Source organism: Halomonas sp. H5 (assembly GCF_050613175.1).
GTDB lineage: Bacteria > Pseudomonadota > Gammaproteobacteria > Pseudomonadales > Halomonadaceae > Bisbaumannia > Bisbaumannia salifodinae.
Genome location: NZ_CP192510.1, coordinates 3,704,417 through 3,720,003 on the forward strand (window position 1 = coordinate 3,704,417; position 15,587 = coordinate 3,720,003).

Annotated in this window: 18 protein-coding genes; 13 read left to right on the forward strand and 5 right to left on the reverse strand. The window is 67.8% G+C overall.

Going from position 1 to position 15,587, the window contains the following annotated elements:
• Positions 1 to 47: 47 nt before the first annotated feature.
• From ACQ1W9_RS17070 to tatC, 11 genes are all read left to right on the forward strand, one after another.
• Complete coding sequence (locus tag ACQ1W9_RS17070; protein ID WP_431024424.1) at positions 48 to 773, forward strand: SPOR domain-containing protein; 726 nt, start codon at positions 48 to 50, stop codon at positions 771 to 773.
• Between the two features lie 141 nt (positions 774 to 914).
• Positions 915 to 1,433, forward strand: coding sequence for an ATP-dependent protease subunit HslV (hslV, locus tag ACQ1W9_RS17075; RefSeq protein ID WP_251310285.1), 519 nt, complete (start codon positions 915 to 917; stop codon positions 1,431 to 1,433).
• Between the two features lie 10 nt (positions 1,434 to 1,443).
• Positions 1,444 to 2,766 (forward strand): ATP-dependent protease ATPase subunit HslU, encoded by a 1,323-nt coding sequence (hslU, locus tag ACQ1W9_RS17080; protein ID WP_431024425.1) that lies wholly within the window; start codon positions 1,444 to 1,446, stop codon positions 2,764 to 2,766.
• Between the two features lie 204 nt (positions 2,767 to 2,970).
• Positions 2,971 to 3,354: a gamma-butyrobetaine hydroxylase-like domain-containing protein gene (locus ACQ1W9_RS17085; RefSeq protein WP_431024426.1), complete on the forward strand. Its 384-nt coding sequence runs from the start codon at positions 2,971 to 2,973 to the stop codon at positions 3,352 to 3,354.
• A gap of 299 nt (positions 3,355 to 3,653) precedes the next feature.
• Positions 3,654 to 4,400 (forward strand): bifunctional demethylmenaquinone methyltransferase/2-methoxy-6-polyprenyl-1,4-benzoquinol methylase UbiE, encoded by a 747-nt coding sequence (ubiE, locus tag ACQ1W9_RS17090; protein WP_431024427.1) that lies wholly within the window; start codon positions 3,654 to 3,656, stop codon positions 4,398 to 4,400.
• Positions 4,401 to 4,403: 3 nt separating this feature from the next.
• Positions 4,404 to 5,030 (forward strand): ubiquinone biosynthesis accessory factor UbiJ, encoded by a 627-nt coding sequence (locus tag ACQ1W9_RS17095; RefSeq protein WP_431024428.1) that lies wholly within the window; start codon positions 4,404 to 4,406, stop codon positions 5,028 to 5,030.
• On the forward strand, positions 5,027 to 6,649 hold the full coding sequence (gene ubiB, locus ACQ1W9_RS17100) for a ubiquinone biosynthesis regulatory protein kinase UbiB (protein WP_346062795.1): 1,623 nt from the start codon (positions 5,027 to 5,029) through the stop codon (positions 6,647 to 6,649). Before ACQ1W9_RS17095 ends, ubiB begins: the two co-directional genes overlap by 4 nt.
• 29 nt (positions 6,650 to 6,678) lie before the next feature.
• Complete coding sequence (locus tag ACQ1W9_RS17105; RefSeq protein ID WP_346062796.1) at positions 6,679 to 7,011, forward strand: phosphoribosyl-ATP diphosphatase; 333 nt, start codon at positions 6,679 to 6,681, stop codon at positions 7,009 to 7,011.
• 49 nt (positions 7,012 to 7,060) lie between these two features.
• Positions 7,061 to 7,315 carry a Sec-independent protein translocase subunit TatA gene (gene tatA / locus ACQ1W9_RS17110; RefSeq protein ID WP_195860296.1) on the forward strand — a complete coding sequence of 85 codons (255 nt, stop codon included), beginning with the start codon at positions 7,061 to 7,063 and terminating at the stop codon, positions 7,313 to 7,315.
• A gap of 6 nt (positions 7,316 to 7,321) precedes the next feature.
• The gene (gene tatB, locus ACQ1W9_RS17115; protein WP_431024429.1) at positions 7,322 to 7,828 is read left to right on the forward strand and encodes a Sec-independent protein translocase protein TatB; all 507 of its coding nucleotides are present in this window, start codon (positions 7,322 to 7,324) and stop codon (positions 7,826 to 7,828) included.
• Positions 7,825 to 8,637, forward strand: a complete 813-nt coding sequence (gene tatC, locus ACQ1W9_RS17120) for a twin-arginine translocase subunit TatC (protein ID WP_431024430.1) — start codon at positions 7,825 to 7,827, stop codon at positions 8,635 to 8,637. Before tatB ends, tatC begins: the two co-directional genes overlap by 4 nt.
• A gap of 264 nt (positions 8,638 to 8,901) precedes the next feature.
• Here the strand turns inward: tatC and elbB are convergent, their stop codons facing one another.
• Positions 8,902 to 9,561, reverse strand: a complete 660-nt coding sequence (elbB, locus tag ACQ1W9_RS17125; protein ID WP_431024431.1) for an isoprenoid biosynthesis glyoxalase ElbB — start codon at positions 9,559 to 9,561, stop codon at positions 8,902 to 8,904.
• 242 nt (positions 9,562 to 9,803) lie between these two features.
• On the opposite strand from elbB, the gene hemB reads away from it, so the two are divergent.
• Both hemB and ppk1 read left to right on the forward strand, forming a co-directional pair.
• Complete coding sequence (hemB, locus tag ACQ1W9_RS17130; protein WP_431026463.1) at positions 9,804 to 10,805, forward strand: porphobilinogen synthase; 1,002 nt, start codon at positions 9,804 to 9,806, stop codon at positions 10,803 to 10,805.
• A 39-nt stretch (positions 10,806 to 10,844) separates the two neighbouring features.
• The gene (gene ppk1 / locus ACQ1W9_RS17135) at positions 10,845 to 13,040 is read left to right on the forward strand and encodes a polyphosphate kinase 1 (protein WP_431024432.1); all 2,196 of its coding nucleotides are present in this window, start codon (positions 10,845 to 10,847) and stop codon (positions 13,038 to 13,040) included.
• Between the two features lie 150 nt (positions 13,041 to 13,190).
• Here ppk1 and ACQ1W9_RS17140 read toward each other — a convergent pair whose 3' ends face one another.
• From ACQ1W9_RS17140 to ACQ1W9_RS17155, 4 genes are all read right to left on the reverse strand, one after another.
• Positions 13,191 to 13,703, reverse strand: coding sequence for a DUF3087 family protein (locus tag ACQ1W9_RS17140; protein WP_431024433.1), 513 nt, complete (start codon positions 13,701 to 13,703; stop codon positions 13,191 to 13,193).
• Positions 13,704 to 13,769: 66 nt separating this feature from the next.
• The gene (locus tag ACQ1W9_RS17145) at positions 13,770 to 14,831 is read right to left on the reverse strand and encodes a 3-deoxy-7-phosphoheptulonate synthase (protein WP_431024434.1); all 1,062 of its coding nucleotides are present in this window, start codon (positions 14,829 to 14,831) and stop codon (positions 13,770 to 13,772) included.
• Between the two features lie 289 nt (positions 14,832 to 15,120).
• Positions 15,121 to 15,246: a hypothetical protein gene (locus tag ACQ1W9_RS17150; protein ID WP_431024435.1), complete on the reverse strand. Its 126-nt coding sequence runs from the start codon at positions 15,244 to 15,246 to the stop codon at positions 15,121 to 15,123.
• Positions 15,247 to 15,407: 161 nt separating this feature from the next.
• Positions 15,408 to 15,530: a hypothetical protein gene (locus tag ACQ1W9_RS17155; RefSeq protein WP_285835166.1), complete on the reverse strand. Its 123-nt coding sequence runs from the start codon at positions 15,528 to 15,530 to the stop codon at positions 15,408 to 15,410.
• Positions 15,531 to 15,587 lie beyond the last annotated feature (57 nt).

The following is a 15,587-nucleotide window of genomic DNA, read 5'->3' on the forward strand; positions in this document are numbered from 1 at the left end:
CGGCGTTCAGCGCCGGCGCCTCGAAGCGATGTAAGGAGACGTCATTCATGGCCAGCCGCCGCCAGTCCAGCCCTCCCAAGCGCCGCGGCGCCTCGTCCCGCAAGCGCCCCGCCGCCCAGCGGCGTGGCCTGCCCGGCTGGTTATGGGGCGTCGGCGGCCTGCTGGCCGGCTACTTCCTGGCCCAGCACTTCCAGGCCTCGGCGCCGCCACCCACCGCCACGGTGCTGCCACGCCCGGCCAGCGAGGCCCCGGCAGAGCGCGCCGAGGCCCCCAGGACGCCGACCTTCGAGTTCTATACCCTGCTGCCGGAGTCGGAGGTGATTGCCCCACGCGGCGAGACCCAGGAGGCGGCCTCTCGCCCCACCCCGCCGCCACGCCCCGAGCGTCAGGAGGCGGCCACCCCCGCCAGCGACTCGACCTCCAGCGAGGAGGATCCCATCGCCCGGGTGATCGCCGCCAATCTGGCCACCGACGAGGAGCAACGCAGTGCCCCGGCCGCCAGCACACCGGCCACCGCCTCCTCCGCGGCATCCGGGCATCGCTATATGCTGCAGGCCGCCTCCTTCCGCGAGGTGAATGATGCCCAACGCCTGGCGGGTCGGCTGCGGGACTTCGGCCTGGTGGCGCGCATCAGCGAGGTCTCGGGCAGTGACGGCAACGCCTGGCACCGGGTCCAGGTGGGCCCCTACGAGGACACCCGGGAGCTCAACCGCGCCCAGGACCTGATGGTCACCCAGGGCATCGAACCGCTGCTGATTCGCCTGCAGAACTGAGCCTAGAACTCGGTGGCAGCGCTCGGAGCGCTTGAATTCGGGCCTTATCGCCCACACCTCCCCTGAAAGCCTACACACGGCGCCCGGCCGGGCGCCGAAAGTCATCGGGAGCCCCGGCTCCCCGTTACGGAGCCCCCCTCCATGACCACGATCGTATCCGTGCGCCGCGGTGACCAGGTGGCCCTGGCCGGCGATGGCCAGGTCTCCCTCGGCAACACCGTGATGAAGGGCAATGCCAGCAAGGTACGTCGCCTCTATCGCGGCCAGGTCCTGGCCGGCTTCGCCGGCGGCACCGCCGACGCCTTCACCCTCTTCGAACGCTTCGAGGCCCAGCTCGAGAAACACCAGGGACACCTGACCAAGGCCGCCGTGGAGCTGGCCAAGGACTGGCGCACCGACCGCGCCCTGCGCCGCCTGGAGGCCCTGCTGGCGGTGGCCGACAAGAGCGCCTCGCTGATCATCACCGGCAACGGTGACGTGGTGGAGCCGGAGCGCGGCATCATCGCCATCGGCTCCGGCGGTAACTTCGCCCTCGCCGCGGCCCGCGCCCTGCTCGAGAATACCGAGCTCGGCGCCCGGGAAATCACCGAGAAATCCCTGGAGATCGCCGGCGACATCTGCGTCTTCACCAATCACCACGTCACTCTCGAAGAGCTCTGAGGCCGTCCCCATGACCCAGATGACCCCCCGCGAGATCGTCCACGCCCTGGACCAGTACATCATCGGCCAGCAGGACGCCAAGCGCGCCGTGGCCATCGCCCTGCGCAACCGCTGGCGGCGCATGCAGCTCGACGACGACCTGCGCCCCGAGGTGACCCCCAAGAACATCCTGATGATCGGCCCCACCGGGGTGGGCAAGACCGAAATCGCCCGCCGCCTGGCCAAGCTGGCCAAGGCGCCCTTTATCAAGGTCGAGGCCACCAAGTTCACCGAGGTGGGCTATGTGGGTCGCGACGTGGAGTCCATCGTCCGCGACCTCACCGAGGCCGCCATCAAGCTGGTGCGCGAACAGGCCAAGGAAGAGGTGGGCCACAAGGCCGAAGACGCCGCCGAGGACCGCATCCTCGACGCCCTGCTGCCGCCTCCCCGCGGCCAGGAGGACGCGCCGCGCCAGGACAGCTCCACCCGCCAGGTCTTCCGCAAGAAGCTCCGCGAGGGGCAGCTGGACGACAAGGAGATCGATATCCAGATCACCCCCCAGGCGCAGGGGGTGGATATCATGACCCCGCCGGGCATGGAGGAGATGACCCAGCAGCTGCAGGGCCTGTTCGCCAACCTCGGCAAGCAGAAGACCGAGACCCAGCGGGTCAAGGTCAAGGATGCCTGGCAGCTGCTGCGCGACGAGGAGGCCGCCAAGCTGGTCAACGAGGAAGAGATCAAGAGCCGCGCCATCGAGGCGGTGGAGCAGCACGGCATCGTCTTCCTCGACGAGATCGACAAGGTCGCCAAGGGCAGCGGCCAGTCCAGCGGCGGCGAGGTCTCCCGGGAGGGGGTGCAGCGTGACCTGCTGCCGCTGATCGAGGGCTCCAGCGTCTCCACCAAGTACGGCATGGTGAAGACCGACCATATCCTCTTTATCGCCTCCGGCGCCTTCCACCTCGCCAAGCCCTCGGACCTGATCCCCGAGCTGCAGGGGCGCCTGCCGATCCGCGTCGAGCTCAATGCCCTGAGCCCGGACGACTTCCAGCGCATCCTCACCGAGCCCTCCGCGGCGCTGACCAAGCAGTACCAGGCGCTGCTGGCCACCGAGGGCCTGACGGTGGAGTTTACCCAGGACGGCATCGAGCGCATCGCCGAGATCGCCTGGCGGGTCAACGAGGGCACCGAGAATATCGGCGCCCGCCGCCTGCACACGGTGATGGAACGCCTGCTGGAGGAGGCCTCCTACCAGGGCGGCGACCTCCAAGGCCCGCTGGTCATCGACGCCGCCTATGTCGACTCCCAACTGGGCGAGCTGGCCATGGACGAGGATCTGTCCCGGTATATCCTCTAATCCCAGCTTTAGGCCGTAAGCGATAAGCTGTAAGAAACCCCGAGGGAGCAGTGCCCGTTGCCCACCGCAACGAGCCTGCCCCCTTAACAGTTGTAATGGCCACGAGCGATAGTCGTCGCCGCTATCGAGACCACAAGGTCTCGAGCCAAGCGGAGGCGTACTTACGGCTTAAGGCTTACAGCTTACGGCTCACCGGAGATGCTTATGACCGCCCCTATTCCGACCCGAGTGCACTACCACAAGACGCGCCGCGAGCTGGAACTCGACTACGCCGACGGGCGCAGCTTCCGGCTGCCCATCGAGTACCTGCGGGTCTACTCCCCCTCCGCCGAGGTGCGCGGCCACGGCGGCGACGATGCCGTGCTGCAGGTCGGCAAGAAGGACGTGGGCCTGGCCAATATCACCCAGGCCGGCCGCTACGCCCTCAAGCTGCACTTCGACGACGGCCACGACAGCGGCCTCTACACCTGGGAGTACCTGCTCGACCTGGCCGAGCACCAGGCCCGCTACTGGCGGGACTACCTGGAGCGCCTGGAGGCCGCCGGCGCCTCCCGGGAGCCCCTGGGCATCCAGATCAAGCAACTCTAGGCCGTTCGCCTACCTGCCGCCCCAGGGCTATCGCATTTAGTACACTTTCTGCTCTGCGGCTCGGGGCTACCCTGGGGGCAGGTCATCGCGGGGCGCTGTGAACCCCTCCCTGGGCGCTACTTTTGCCATCCCTGGCAAAAAACCCCCGCTCCATCCTGCCCCCAGCGCCCCTCGGCCATGCAATGGCGTTCGTCCTGCATGCGACCCCGCGGCGCAGACAAGGCCGCGCCAAGCCGGCTACAATAGCGCCTGCCGTGGCGATCCGCCGCAATCACTCGACTGCTCGCTAGGAAGGGTTCATGGACAAGCGCACCACCCACTTCGGCTTCCAGGAAGTGCCCGTCGGGGAGAAGGCCTCGCGGGTCGCCGATGTCTTCCACTCGGTCGCCGCGCGCTACGACCTGATGAACGACCTGATGTCGCTGGGCATCCACCGCATCTGGAAGCGCCTGACCATCGAGCGGGCCGGGGTGCGCCCGGGCCACCGGGTGCTGGATATCGCCGGCGGCACCGGCGACCTGACCCTGAAGTTCTCGCGCCTGGTGGGCCCCCGAGGCAAGGTGGTGCTGGCCGATATCAACGCCTCCATGCTCAACGTGGGCCGCGACAAGCTGCTCGACAGCGGCGTCGGCGGCAACGTCGAGTATGTCCAGGCCAACGCCGAGTGCCTGCCCTTCCCGGACAACAGCTTCGACTGCATCACCATCGCCTTCGGCCTGCGCAACGTCACCGACAAGGACGCCGCCCTGCGCTCCATGGCCCGGGTGCTCAAGCCCGGCGGCCGCCTGCTGGTGCTGGAGTTCTCCAAGCCCCCCAGCGCCCTGCTCTCCAGGGTCTACGACGAGTACTCCTTCCGCCTGCTGCCCAGGATGGGCGAGCTGGTGGCCAAGGACCCGGACAGCTACCGCTACCTGGCCGAGTCGATCCGCATGCACCCGGATCAGGAGACCCTCAAGGGCATGATGGAGGCCGCTGGCCTCGAACGGGTCGAATACACCAATCTCACCGGCGGCATCGTCGCCCTGCACCGCGGGATCAAGCTCTGACCCATGCTGCTGGCCGCCCTCGAATCCACGCTTAACGCCCTGCTCGCCCGGGACCCCGCGGCCCCGGGACGGCTCGCCCGCCTGAATGGTGGTCGCCTGCTGCTGCGTCTGGAGCGCCCCGCCCTCGCCGTGCTGGTGCATTTCCATGACCGGGGCCTGATGCTGCTGCGCGCCGAGGCGTGCGAGGAGCATGACGCCGATGCCATCGTCGAGCTGGACGCCGAGACCCTCGGCGAACTGCTCGGCGGCGAGTCGGTGGAGCGGCTGATGTTCCGGGGCAAGCTGGCGGTACGCGGCCGCGTGCAGTTGCTGGAGCAGACCCGCGACCTGCTGCTGGACCTCGACCTGGACTGGGAGGCGGAGTTGGCCGGCTGGCTGGGCGACGTGCCGGCCCATAGCCTCGCCGAAGGCCTCCGCCGCCTGACCCGCTGGGGGCTGCGCAGCCATCACGAGCTGCGCGCCGACCTGGGCGAGTACCTCAGCGAAGAGGTACGCCTGCTGCCCGCGCGGCGCCAGCTGGAGGTGCTGCGCGACCACCTCACCGAGCTGGAGGTGGCCACCGACCGCCTCGAGGCACGGCTGGCTCGTCTGCGCCGCCTGGCGCAAGCCATCGAGGAGCCCACCCCATGACCCTGCGCCTGGTGCGGATCTTCTGGGTGGTGACCCGCTACCGCCTGGATACCCTGATCCCCCTCGACCGCCTGCCCCTGCCGCTGCGCCTGCTGTTTATTCTCTCGCCACTGCGCCTGGTACCCATCGGCCAGCGCTCGCGCAGCGAGCGCCTGCGCCTGGCCCTGGAGGCCCTGGGCCCGATCTTCGTCAAGTTCGGCCAGATGCTCTCCACCCGCCGCGACCTGCTGCCCCCGGATATCGCCGACGAACTGCGCCGCCTGCAGGATCAGGTGCCCCCCTTCCCTGGCGAGGCCGCGGTGGCACGGGTCGAGGAAGAGCTGGAGATGAGCCTGACCGAGGCCTTCGCCCGCTTCGACAGCACGCCCCTGGCCTCCGCCTCCATCGCCCAGGTGCATGCCGCCACCCTGCATAGCGGCGAGGCCGTGGTGGTCAAGATCATCCGTCCCGGCATCGAACGGGTGATGCGCCAGGACATGGTACTGATGTACCGGGTGGCGCGGCTGCTCACCCTGGTGCCGGAGGCGCGCCGGCTGCGCCCCCTGGAGGTGGTTCGCGACTACGAGGCGACCCTGTTCGATGAGCTCGACCTGCACAAGGAGGCCGCCAACACCTCCCAGCTCAAGCGCAACTTCAAGGATTCGCCGCTGCTCTATGTGCCGGCCATTCACTGGCCGCTGACCCGCCGCGGGGTCATGGTCCAGGAGCGCATCCACGGCATCCCGGTGGCCGACCTGGCGGCCCTGGAGGCCCAGGGCACCGACCTCAAGAAGCTCGCCGAGCGGGGCGTGGAGATCTTCTTCACCCAGGTGTTTCGCGACAACTTCTTCCACGCCGACATGCACCCGGGGAATATCTTCGTCACCGAAGGCAAGCCCCAGGATCCCCAGTACATCGCCATCGACTGCGGCATCGTCGGCAGCCTGACCCGTGAGGACCAGGACTACCTGGCCCGCAACCTGCTGGCCTTCTTCCATCAGGACTACTACGAGGTGGCGGCGTTGCATATCGAGTCGGGCTGGGTCGGTGAGGGCACCCGGGCCAACGAGTTCGCCGCCGCCATCCGCGCGGTGTGCGAACCGATCCTCGAGAAACCCCTCAAGGACATCTCCTTCGGCCAGGTTCTGCTGGGACTCTTCCAGACCGCACGGCGCTTCAATATGGAGGTCCAACCACAACTGGTGCTACTGCAGAAGACCCTGCTCAATATCGAGGGCCTGGGGCGTCAGCTCTACCCGGACCTCGACCTGTGGAGCACCGCCAAGCCCTACCTGGAACGCTGGATGAAGGAGCGCGCCGGCCCCCGCGGCTTCCTGGAGTCGCTCAAGCGCCAGGCGCCGGAACTGACCCGGCAACTGCCGGAGCTGCCGGTGCTGGCCCACCAGGCCCTCACCCAGGTGGAGGCGGAACGCCAGCAGCGCCGCCGCCAGAGCGATGCCCTCGCCGGCATGCGCCGCCACCTCAAGCATGCCGCCCGGGGCGCCCGCCGGCTGCGCTTCGGCGTGCTGCTGCTGGCCCTGGCCCTGGCCTGGCAGCCCCTGCTGGCCTGGGCCGGGCAGCAGCCCTGGCCGGTACTGGCCGCCGCGGCCCTGGGTGCCCTGCTGCTGGCCTGGCACTGAATTCGACCCTTGACCCTGGAGTGTCATCGATGAGCGATATCCTCGAACGACTCGAAGCTGTGCTGGACGAGCGCCGCCATGCCGATCCCCAGAGCTCCTATGTGGCCTCGCTGCATCACAAGGGGCTCAACAAGATCCTCGAGAAGATCGGCGAGGAGGCCACCGAGGCCCTGCTGGCCGCCAAGGACGCCGAAGCCGGCGGCGAGGCCGAGCGACAAGCCCTGGTCGCCGAAACCGCCGACCTGTGGTTTCATAGCCTGGTGATGCTATCGCACCTGGATATCTCGCATCGGGCGGTGCTGGAGGAGCTGGCACGCCGCTTCGGCATGTCCGGGCTGGACGAGAAGGCCGCCCGGCAATGACAATGCAAGTCAGGCTCCCGGCGAGCCGGCATCCTGAAGGAGAGAGACTATGTTAGGCGGTATCAGTATCTGGCAGCTGCTCATCGTACTCGGCATTATCATCCTGATCTTCGGCACCAAGAAGCTGCGCAACGTGGGCAGCGACCTGGGGGGCGCCGTCAAGGGCTTCAAGAGCGCCATGAGCGAGGAAGAGAAGAAGAAGGAAGAAGAGGCCAACCAGGCTCAGGTGAGCCACGACGACAAGGGCAACACCTACGACGTCAAGGCCGAACAGAAGCCCGAGGAATCGGAAGAGCGCAAGTAACCCGCCATGTTCGATATCGGCTTTCTCGAGCTGCTGCTGATCGGCGTGGTGGGCCTGCTGGTGCTGGGTCCCGAGCGCCTGCCCAAGGCCGCCCGCACCCTGGGGCTATGGATCGGCAAGATCAAGCGTACCGTCTCCGGCATGCAGCGCGAGATCAGCGCTCAGCTGGAGGCAGAAGAGCTGCGCCAGAAGCTCGACGAACAGCAGAAGAAGCTCGACGAGAGCCTCGGCCAGGTCAAGCGCGGGGTGGAGAGCATCGGGGAGCCGGACGATACCCAGGCGGCCGGCAAGGCACCGGGATCGGCCACGCCGGAGGCCAAGGGCCCATCGAACCCACCCTCCGACCAGGAGGGGGAGCCCCGGGAGCACGCCAGCCCCCTGGAACGCCTGGATGATGCCCTGGCGCGCAAGGCCCACCGCGACACGGCCGATGCCGCTTCCGACACCGAGGGCACTTCTGCCCGGCCCCAGGACAGTGCCGCCTCCCGCGCCAAGGATTCCTCCGCCCCATGAGCCAGAGCCCCGACCCCAAGGACCTCGCCCAGGCCCCGCTGATCGAGCACCTGATCGAGCTGCGCTCGCGGCTGATGCGGGCGGTGCTGGCGATCCTGGTGATCTTCCTCGGCCTCTACGCTTTCTCCAACGACATCTACACCTTCGTGGCCCAGCCGCTGATGGCGCTGCTGCCGGAAGGCTCCCAGATGATCGCCACCGAGGTGGCCTCGCCCTTCCTGGCCCCCTTCAAGCTGACCCTGGTGGTGGCGGTCTTCGCCGCCATCCCCTATGTGCTGCACCAGGCCTGGGCCTTCGTCGCCCCGGGCCTCTACGATAACGAGAAGGCCCTGGCCATACCGCTGCTGGCCTCCAGCGTGCTGCTCTTCTACGCCGGCGCCGCCTTCGCCTATTACGTGGTCTTCCCGCTGCTGTTCCAGTTCTTCACCCAGACCGGGCCGGAAGGCGTGACGGTGATGACCGATATCAATGCCTACCTCAACTTCGTTCTCAAGCTGTTCTTCGCCTTCGGGGTGGCCTTCGAGATCCCCATCGCCACCTTCCTGCTGATCGCCTCCGGCGCCACCACGGTGGAGAACCTCTCCAGGAAGCGGCCCTATATCTTCCTGGGCTGCTTCGTGGTGGGCATGCTGCTGACGCCCCCGGATGTGATCTCCCAGAGCCTGCTGGCGGTGCCCATGTACCTGCTCTACGAGGTGGGCCTGCTGTTCGGCCGCCTGGCCCGCAAGCGCCGCGCCAAGTCAGAAGCCGAGGCCGCCGACGAACCGAGCGAGAGCAACAGCGAGAATGCCAACGACGACCACTCCTAGGGCACCTGTCGCCATAAAAAACCGCCGCCGTGGGCTACCACGGCGGCGGTTTTTTTTTATGGCCGGAGCAAGCAGCCAACCACCTGGGCTCCGGGCTAGCAAGGGCAGCGCGATGGGCTACGCCTAAGGTGGCTCGCTCGCACCGGGACGAAACCCCGTCGCTGCGCGAGCCGGGCGTCCCGGCGAAATCGCTCGCCCCCTTATCCGCAGCCCCAGCGGCAGGCTTCGGAGCTTTTTTCCAGCTTCCAGCTCCGGTACGCCGGCTTAGGCCATCAGCTCGTCCAGCTTGTCCACCAGCTTGAAGATGCCCTCGCCCGCCTCGCTGATGCGGCTGGCCAGCATATAGGCCGGGGTGGTCACCACCCGGTTCTCGTGGTCGACGACGATATCGTCCACCGCGCAGCTGCGATGCAGGCCGCCCATGCTGCTGATGGCACCGGCCACCCCCGGGTCGTTGCCCACGGTCACGGCGATGCCGCTGCCCAGCAGCTTGGGCACCAGCACCGGGGCGATGCACATCAGGCCGATGGGCTTGCGCGCCTCATGGAAGGGCACCACGGCATCACGCAGCTGCGCCAGCACCTCCATGTCGGAGCCGGCCAGGGCGAAGTCGCAGAGGTTCTTGGCCACCCCGAAGCCACCGGGCAGCACCAGGCCGTCGAAGGCCTCGGCATCGAGCTCGGCCAGGGGGCTGATCTCGCCCCGGGCCAGGCGCCCCGCCTCTACCAGAACGTTGCGGGTCTCGCCCTCCACCGCCTCGCCGCGGCAATGATCGATCACCTCCCGCTGGGTGATATCCGGGGCGAAACAGCGATACTCGATGCCCCGCTGATCCAGGCGCAGCAGGGTCAGGGTCGTCTCGTAGATCTCGGCGCCATCCTGGACGCCACACCCGGCAAGAATCACCGCTACCTTCTTGGTCATCATCGACTCCTCGCATTCGGCCCGACCCGCGGGCCCCAGGGAAACAGTGGAGACCTTACTCTAGAGGCTCGCCCGGGGTGCGACAAGCGGCGCCTGCCGAGGCTCGGGCCGCCCTGATATACTGCCTTCCCATGCCCCCAGGGGCCCCATCGATTCCTCCCGCCGCTGTCACCGAACTGTCATCGCCATGGGCGATAGTCGGATGACGGGGCGGCCTCGACCGGAGAATGACCTTGAGCCTGATGACGTCTCGCCAGTTCCCCGCGGCGCGCCTGCGGCGCATGCGCAAGGATGACTTCTCGCGCCGCCTGATGCGTGAAAACGTGCTGACCCCCGCCGACCTGATCTGGCCGGTCTTCGTGCTGGAAGGCGAGAATCGCCGCGAGGCGGTGCCCTCCATGCCCGGGGTCGAGCGGCTATCCCTGGACCTGCTGATCGAGGAGGCCCGGGAAGCCCTGGCACTGGGCATTCCCGCCCTGGCGCTCTTCCCGGTGGTGGACGCCGAGCTGAAGAGCGAGCTGGCCGAGGAGGCCTATAGCGCCTCGGGCCTGGTACAGCGCAGCGTGCGCGCCCTCAAGGCCGCCGTGCCGGGGCTGGGCATCATCACCGACGTGGCCCTCGATCCCTACACCAGCCACGGCCAGGACGGCATCCTCGACGCGGAGGGCTATGTCCATAACGACCGCACCGTGGAGACCCTGCTCAAGCAGGCCCTCTCCCACGCCGAGGCCGGCGCCGACGTGGTGGCCCCCTCGGACATGATGGACGGTCGCATCGGCGCCATTCGCCAGGTGCTGGAACAGGAGCAGTTGGTCAATACGCGGATCATGGCCTATAGCGCCAAGTACGCCTCCCACTACTACGGTCCCTTCCGGGACGCCGTGGGCTCCGCCGCCAACCTGGGCAAGGCCGACAAGAGCACCTACCAGATGGACCCGGCCAACGGCGACGAGGCCCTCCACGAGGTGGCCCTCGACCTGGCCGAAGGCGCCGACATGGTGATGGTCAAGCCCGGCATGCCTTACCTGGACGTGGTGCGCCGGGTCAAGGCGGAACTCAGGGTCCCGACCTTCGCCTACCAGGTGAGCGGGGAATACGCCATGCATATGGCCGCCTTCGAGAACGGCTGGCTGGATGCCGACCGGGTGATCCTGGAGTCGCTGCTCTGCTTCAAGCGCGCCGGCGCCGATGGGGTGCTGACCTACTTCGCCAAGCGGGCGGCGCGACTGCTCAACAACGCCTGATGACGGGGCCGTGCCTCGTCATCACCCGAGGAGACACGGATGACGACGCTGCACGGCCCTCATACCTCCCATGCCGCCCAGGCGCCCCTGCGCGGGGAGCCCGCCGGCGAGCTGCGCCTCAACCGCCACCGCCCCGGCATCAAGGCCAAGCCGCTGCCGGCCCCGGAGGCGGCCCTGGACGACCCGGCCCTGTATATCAACCGCGAGCTCTCCCACCTGGAGTTCAATATCCGGGTACTGGAGCAGGCCCTGGATCCGGCCCATCCGCTGCTCGACCGCCTGCGCTTCCTGCTGATCTTCTCCTCCAACCTGGACGAGTTCTTCGAGATCCGCGTCGCCGGTTTCAAGCACAGCCTGGCCCTCGGCCGTGACGAGAGCGGCGCCGACGGCCTGCCGGTGCCCCAGTTGCTGGCGGAGATCTCGCGGCTGACCCATGAGCAGGTGGAACGCCAGTATCGTATCCTCAATGAGCTGCTGCTGCCGGCCCTGGAGGAGAAGGGCATCCGCTTCCGACGCCGGGACGCCTGGACCGAGGAGCAGGCAGCCTGGGTGGCGGACTACTTCGAGTCGCGGATCCTGCCGGTGATCAGCCCCATCGGCCTGGATCCCTCCCACCCCTTCCCGCGGCTGGTCAACAAGAGCCTCAACTTTATCGTCGAGCTGGAGGGCAAGGACGCCTTCGGCCGCGAGGGCGGCCTGGCCATCCTGCCCGCCCCGCGCTCGCTGCCGCGGCTGATCGGCCTACCCGAATCACTCTGCGAGGAAGGCGTGAAGGAGTATGTCTTCCTCTCCTCGATGATCCACGCCCATGCCGGCGAGGTCTTCCCGGGCATGAAGGTGCAGGGGTGCTATCAGTTTCGCCTGACTCGCAATGCCGACCTCTCGGTGGATCCCGAAGCGGTCTCCGACCTGGCCTCGGCGCTGCGCGGCGAGCTGCTGGCCAGGCGCTACGGCAGCGGCGTGCGCCTGGAGATGGCCGACAACTGCCCCGAGGAACTGGCCAGCTTCCTGCTCAAGCAGTTCGAGCTGGAGGAGAGCGACCTCTATCGGGTCAACGGTCCGGTCAACCTGACCCGCATGATGGCGGTGATCGACGACGTGGCGCGCGCCGAGCTGGTCTACCGCCCCTTCACCCCGAGCCTGCCCAAGGCGCTGAGCCGGGGCGGCAGCCTCTTCGACGCCATCGCCGGCGGCGATATCCTGCTCCATCACCCCTTCCAGTCCTTCGCCCCGGTGGAGGACCTGCTGGCGGAGGCGGCCCGGGACCCGGAGGTGCTGGCCATCAAGCAGACCCTCTACCGCACCGGCGCCGACTCGCCGATCGTCGGCGCCCTGGTGGAGGCGGCCCGGGGCGGCAAGGAGGTCACGGTGGTGATCGAGTTGCGAGCACGCTTCGACGAGGCGGACAACCTGGCCCTGGCCGCCAAGTTGCAGGAGGCCGGGGCCATCGTCATCTACGGGGTAATGGCCTACAAGACCCACGCCAAGCTGCTGCATATCGTGCGCCGCGAGCGGGGCGGGCTGCGCTACTATGCCCACCTGGGCACCGGCAACTATCACACCAAGACGGCACGCCTCTACACCGACTACAGCCTCTTCACCGCCGACCCGGTACTCTGCGAGGACGTCTTCCAGCTCTTCCAGCAGCTCTCGGGGATGGGCAAGCAGCGGCGCATCGATGCCCTGCTGCATGCCCCCTTCACCCTCCACGAGGGCCTGGTGGCGATGATCGACCGGGAGGCGGAACACGCCCGCCAGGGGCGCCGTGCCCACCTGATCATCAAGTGCAACTCGCTGACCGAGCCCAAGCTGATCCGCGCCCTCTACCGGGCCTCCAAGGCGGGGGTGGAGTGCGACCTGATCATCCGCGGCCAGTGCTGCCTGCGACCGGGGGTGCCGGGCATCTCGGAGAACATTCGCGTGCGCTCCATCGTCGGGCGCTTCCTGGAGCATACCCGGGTCTTCTACTTCCATAACGACGGCAAGGGCGAGGTATGGGGCTCCAGCGCCGACTTCATGACCCGCAACATGTTCCACCGGGTGGAGACCTGCTTCCCGCTACGCGACAGGAAGCTGGCCGCCCGGGTACGCAAGGACCTGGAGACCTATCTGGTGGATAACTGCCAGAGCTGGCTGCTGCAGCCCGATGGCAGCTACCTGAAGCAGCACCCCGGCGAGGCGGCGCCGATCAGCGCCCAGGAGACGCTGCTCTACGCCTATGCCACCAAGGCATAGCCAAGGCGAAGCAAAGGCGCAGGGTACTCGGTACCGCCGTACTGGCTAGCTCGCTTCTCTCCAGGACGAAACCCTGACGCTACGCCAGCCAGTGCGGCTCATCCCACTCACCAGCGAGCCGCCAGCCCGGAGGATCCCCCCTTCCCCCGATCAGGACCTTTTAAAGGCCTGCAGATCCTGGGGATCGAAGCCCTCCACTTCCTCCGGCAGGCCGCGCTCGGCGCGCCGCTGGCGAACCTTGAGGCGCTCCGCCAGCAGCTCGCTGTCATCGTCCAGGGTGCGGCCGTTGAGCTCCGCGAGCTGGGCCATGCCCTGGTGGTAGAAGGTCAGCAGATGCAGGGCCGAGTTATTGCCCTCCTCCACCGCCTCGCGCAGCGTTCTCAGGTAACCACTGACCTTGGAGAGGTGGCCCTTGAGCTGCCACACATAGCGCACCTCGGTCATCCAGGGCCGCTCCTTGAGGGCGGCGAAGACCAGGCTGGTGGCGATCAGCCCCAGCAGCACCCCCAGGGCATTGAGCCAGAGACTGGAGCCGAAGGCATGCACCAGCAGCTGGGAGAAGAGCAGCCCGAAGACCAGCAGCTGGCCCGCCATGGCCAGGCTGATCAGGCGCGCCTTGCGCCGGTAGGTCTCGGGGTCGTGGGTCTCGAAGCGGAACATCATCGGCAAAAGGTCCTGGGCATCACGGGATGGCTGGCGATTATCCCGTGATACCGCCCCCGGGTAAATTCAGCGCAGCCGCTGGGCCACCAATTGCAGCAGATGCTCGGTGCTCTCCCAGCCCAGGCAGGCATCGGTCACCGAGACGCCGTAGCGCAGCGCACCAGGATTAAGGGGCTGCTTGCCCTCGTGGAGGTGGCTCTCGAGCATCACCCCACAGAGCGCCGTCTCCCCGGCCAGACGCTGGGCCAGCACGTCCAACAGCACCTCGCTCTGGCGGCGGTGATCCTTGCGCGAGTTGGCGTGGCTGCAATCCACCATCAGCCGCGGGGTCAGTCCCGCCTCGCTCAGCGCCCGGCGTGCCTTGACCACGTGAGGCGCCTGATAGTTGGGCTCGCCGTGGCCGCCGCGCAGCACCAGGTGGGTATGGGCATTGCCCGGGGTGGTGCGCATCACCGGCTGCCCATCCGCGCCGAGGGCGAAGTGGTGGTGGGAGCGGGCGGCGGCCTGGATGGCGTCGATGGCCACCTGGGTGCCGCCGTCGGTAGCGTTCTTGAAGCCCACCACGGCCCCCAGGCCGCTGGCCAGTTCACGATGGATCTGGGATTCGGTGGTGCGGGCGCCGATGGCGGCCCAGGCCAGCAGGTCCTCCAGGTAGGGGGCGATCATCGGCTGCAGCAGCTCGGTGGCCACCGGCAGGCCCAGGTCAACGATCTCGCGCATCAGTTCCCGGGAGAGCGCCAGCCCATGGGGCATGTCGTCGCTGCCGTCCAGGTGAGGATCATAGGCCAGGCCCTTCCAGCCCACCGTGGTGCGGGGCTTTTCCACATAAACCCGCATCACCACCAGCAGCCGATCGGACACCGCCTCGGCGAGCGGCGCCAGGCGCCGGGCGTACTCCAGGGCCGCCTTGGGGTCATGGATGGAACAGGGTCCCACCACCACCAGCAGGCGATCGTCGTGCCCCTCAAGGATGGCGTGGATGGCCTCACGCTGGGCCGCGACGCGGGCCCGCTGACCGGCGTCCAGGGGCAGGCGCTGGCGCAACTGGGCGGGACTGGGCAGGGGCCGTTCAAGCGACTCGGTCATGGGGGCCTGGGGTTGCTCGGCAAGGGCGAGGTGGGCATTCATCGTATCGAACTCCGGTCATGGCATCGGTTGGCGTGGCCACCCAGAATCACCCGGCCGGAGGTGGCAGCTGATGCCGACCGAGCGCCGCTAAATCGCCAGCTACCATAGCCGTAATAGGCCAGGGAAACGGGGCGAAGGGCGGCGTAGGTATCGCGGTCGAACATCGGCTGACTCCTGTCAATTTGCTGTCTATGTGGTTCCCAGAACGCAGAACCCCCGGGCGGGGTTGCCGTCCGGGGGTTCGATACGCTGGCGGCAACCCTGGTCGGGGCGCGCCTGGTGGCTGGGCTCAGCGCCTGGCCACCGGCACGCCGGCGCTAAACCAATAGCCATAACCGCGCCAGCCGGCACCCAGCACGCGCTCGCCGCCGGAGGCGGTGAGGGGCATCGGGGTCGGGAGGGCACGGTTGAGCATTTGGGGGCTCCGTCGCGAATGGGAATCTGGCTTTACATCCTACACGGCCCAGGCCGCTTGGCAACCCCCGGCCGGGCCACGGGGTATTGCAGTTAGCTTTGTAGCCCGGGGCTACCCTCAGATATTCCAACTACGATGGCCCTGCGATCTCGCCACGGGCCTTAGCCGAAGAGACGCACCAGGGCCATGGTGCCGGGCAGGGCCGTCATGCCGAGGAAGACCACCAGGCCGATTACCACCAGCAGCACGCCGGTGTCGTCCTTGAAATTGGGATCATGGGCCATCGTCTTGCTCCTTCAGTCAACGAGTTCGTCTTCAGTCTAGCCGCCCCGAGGGGACGG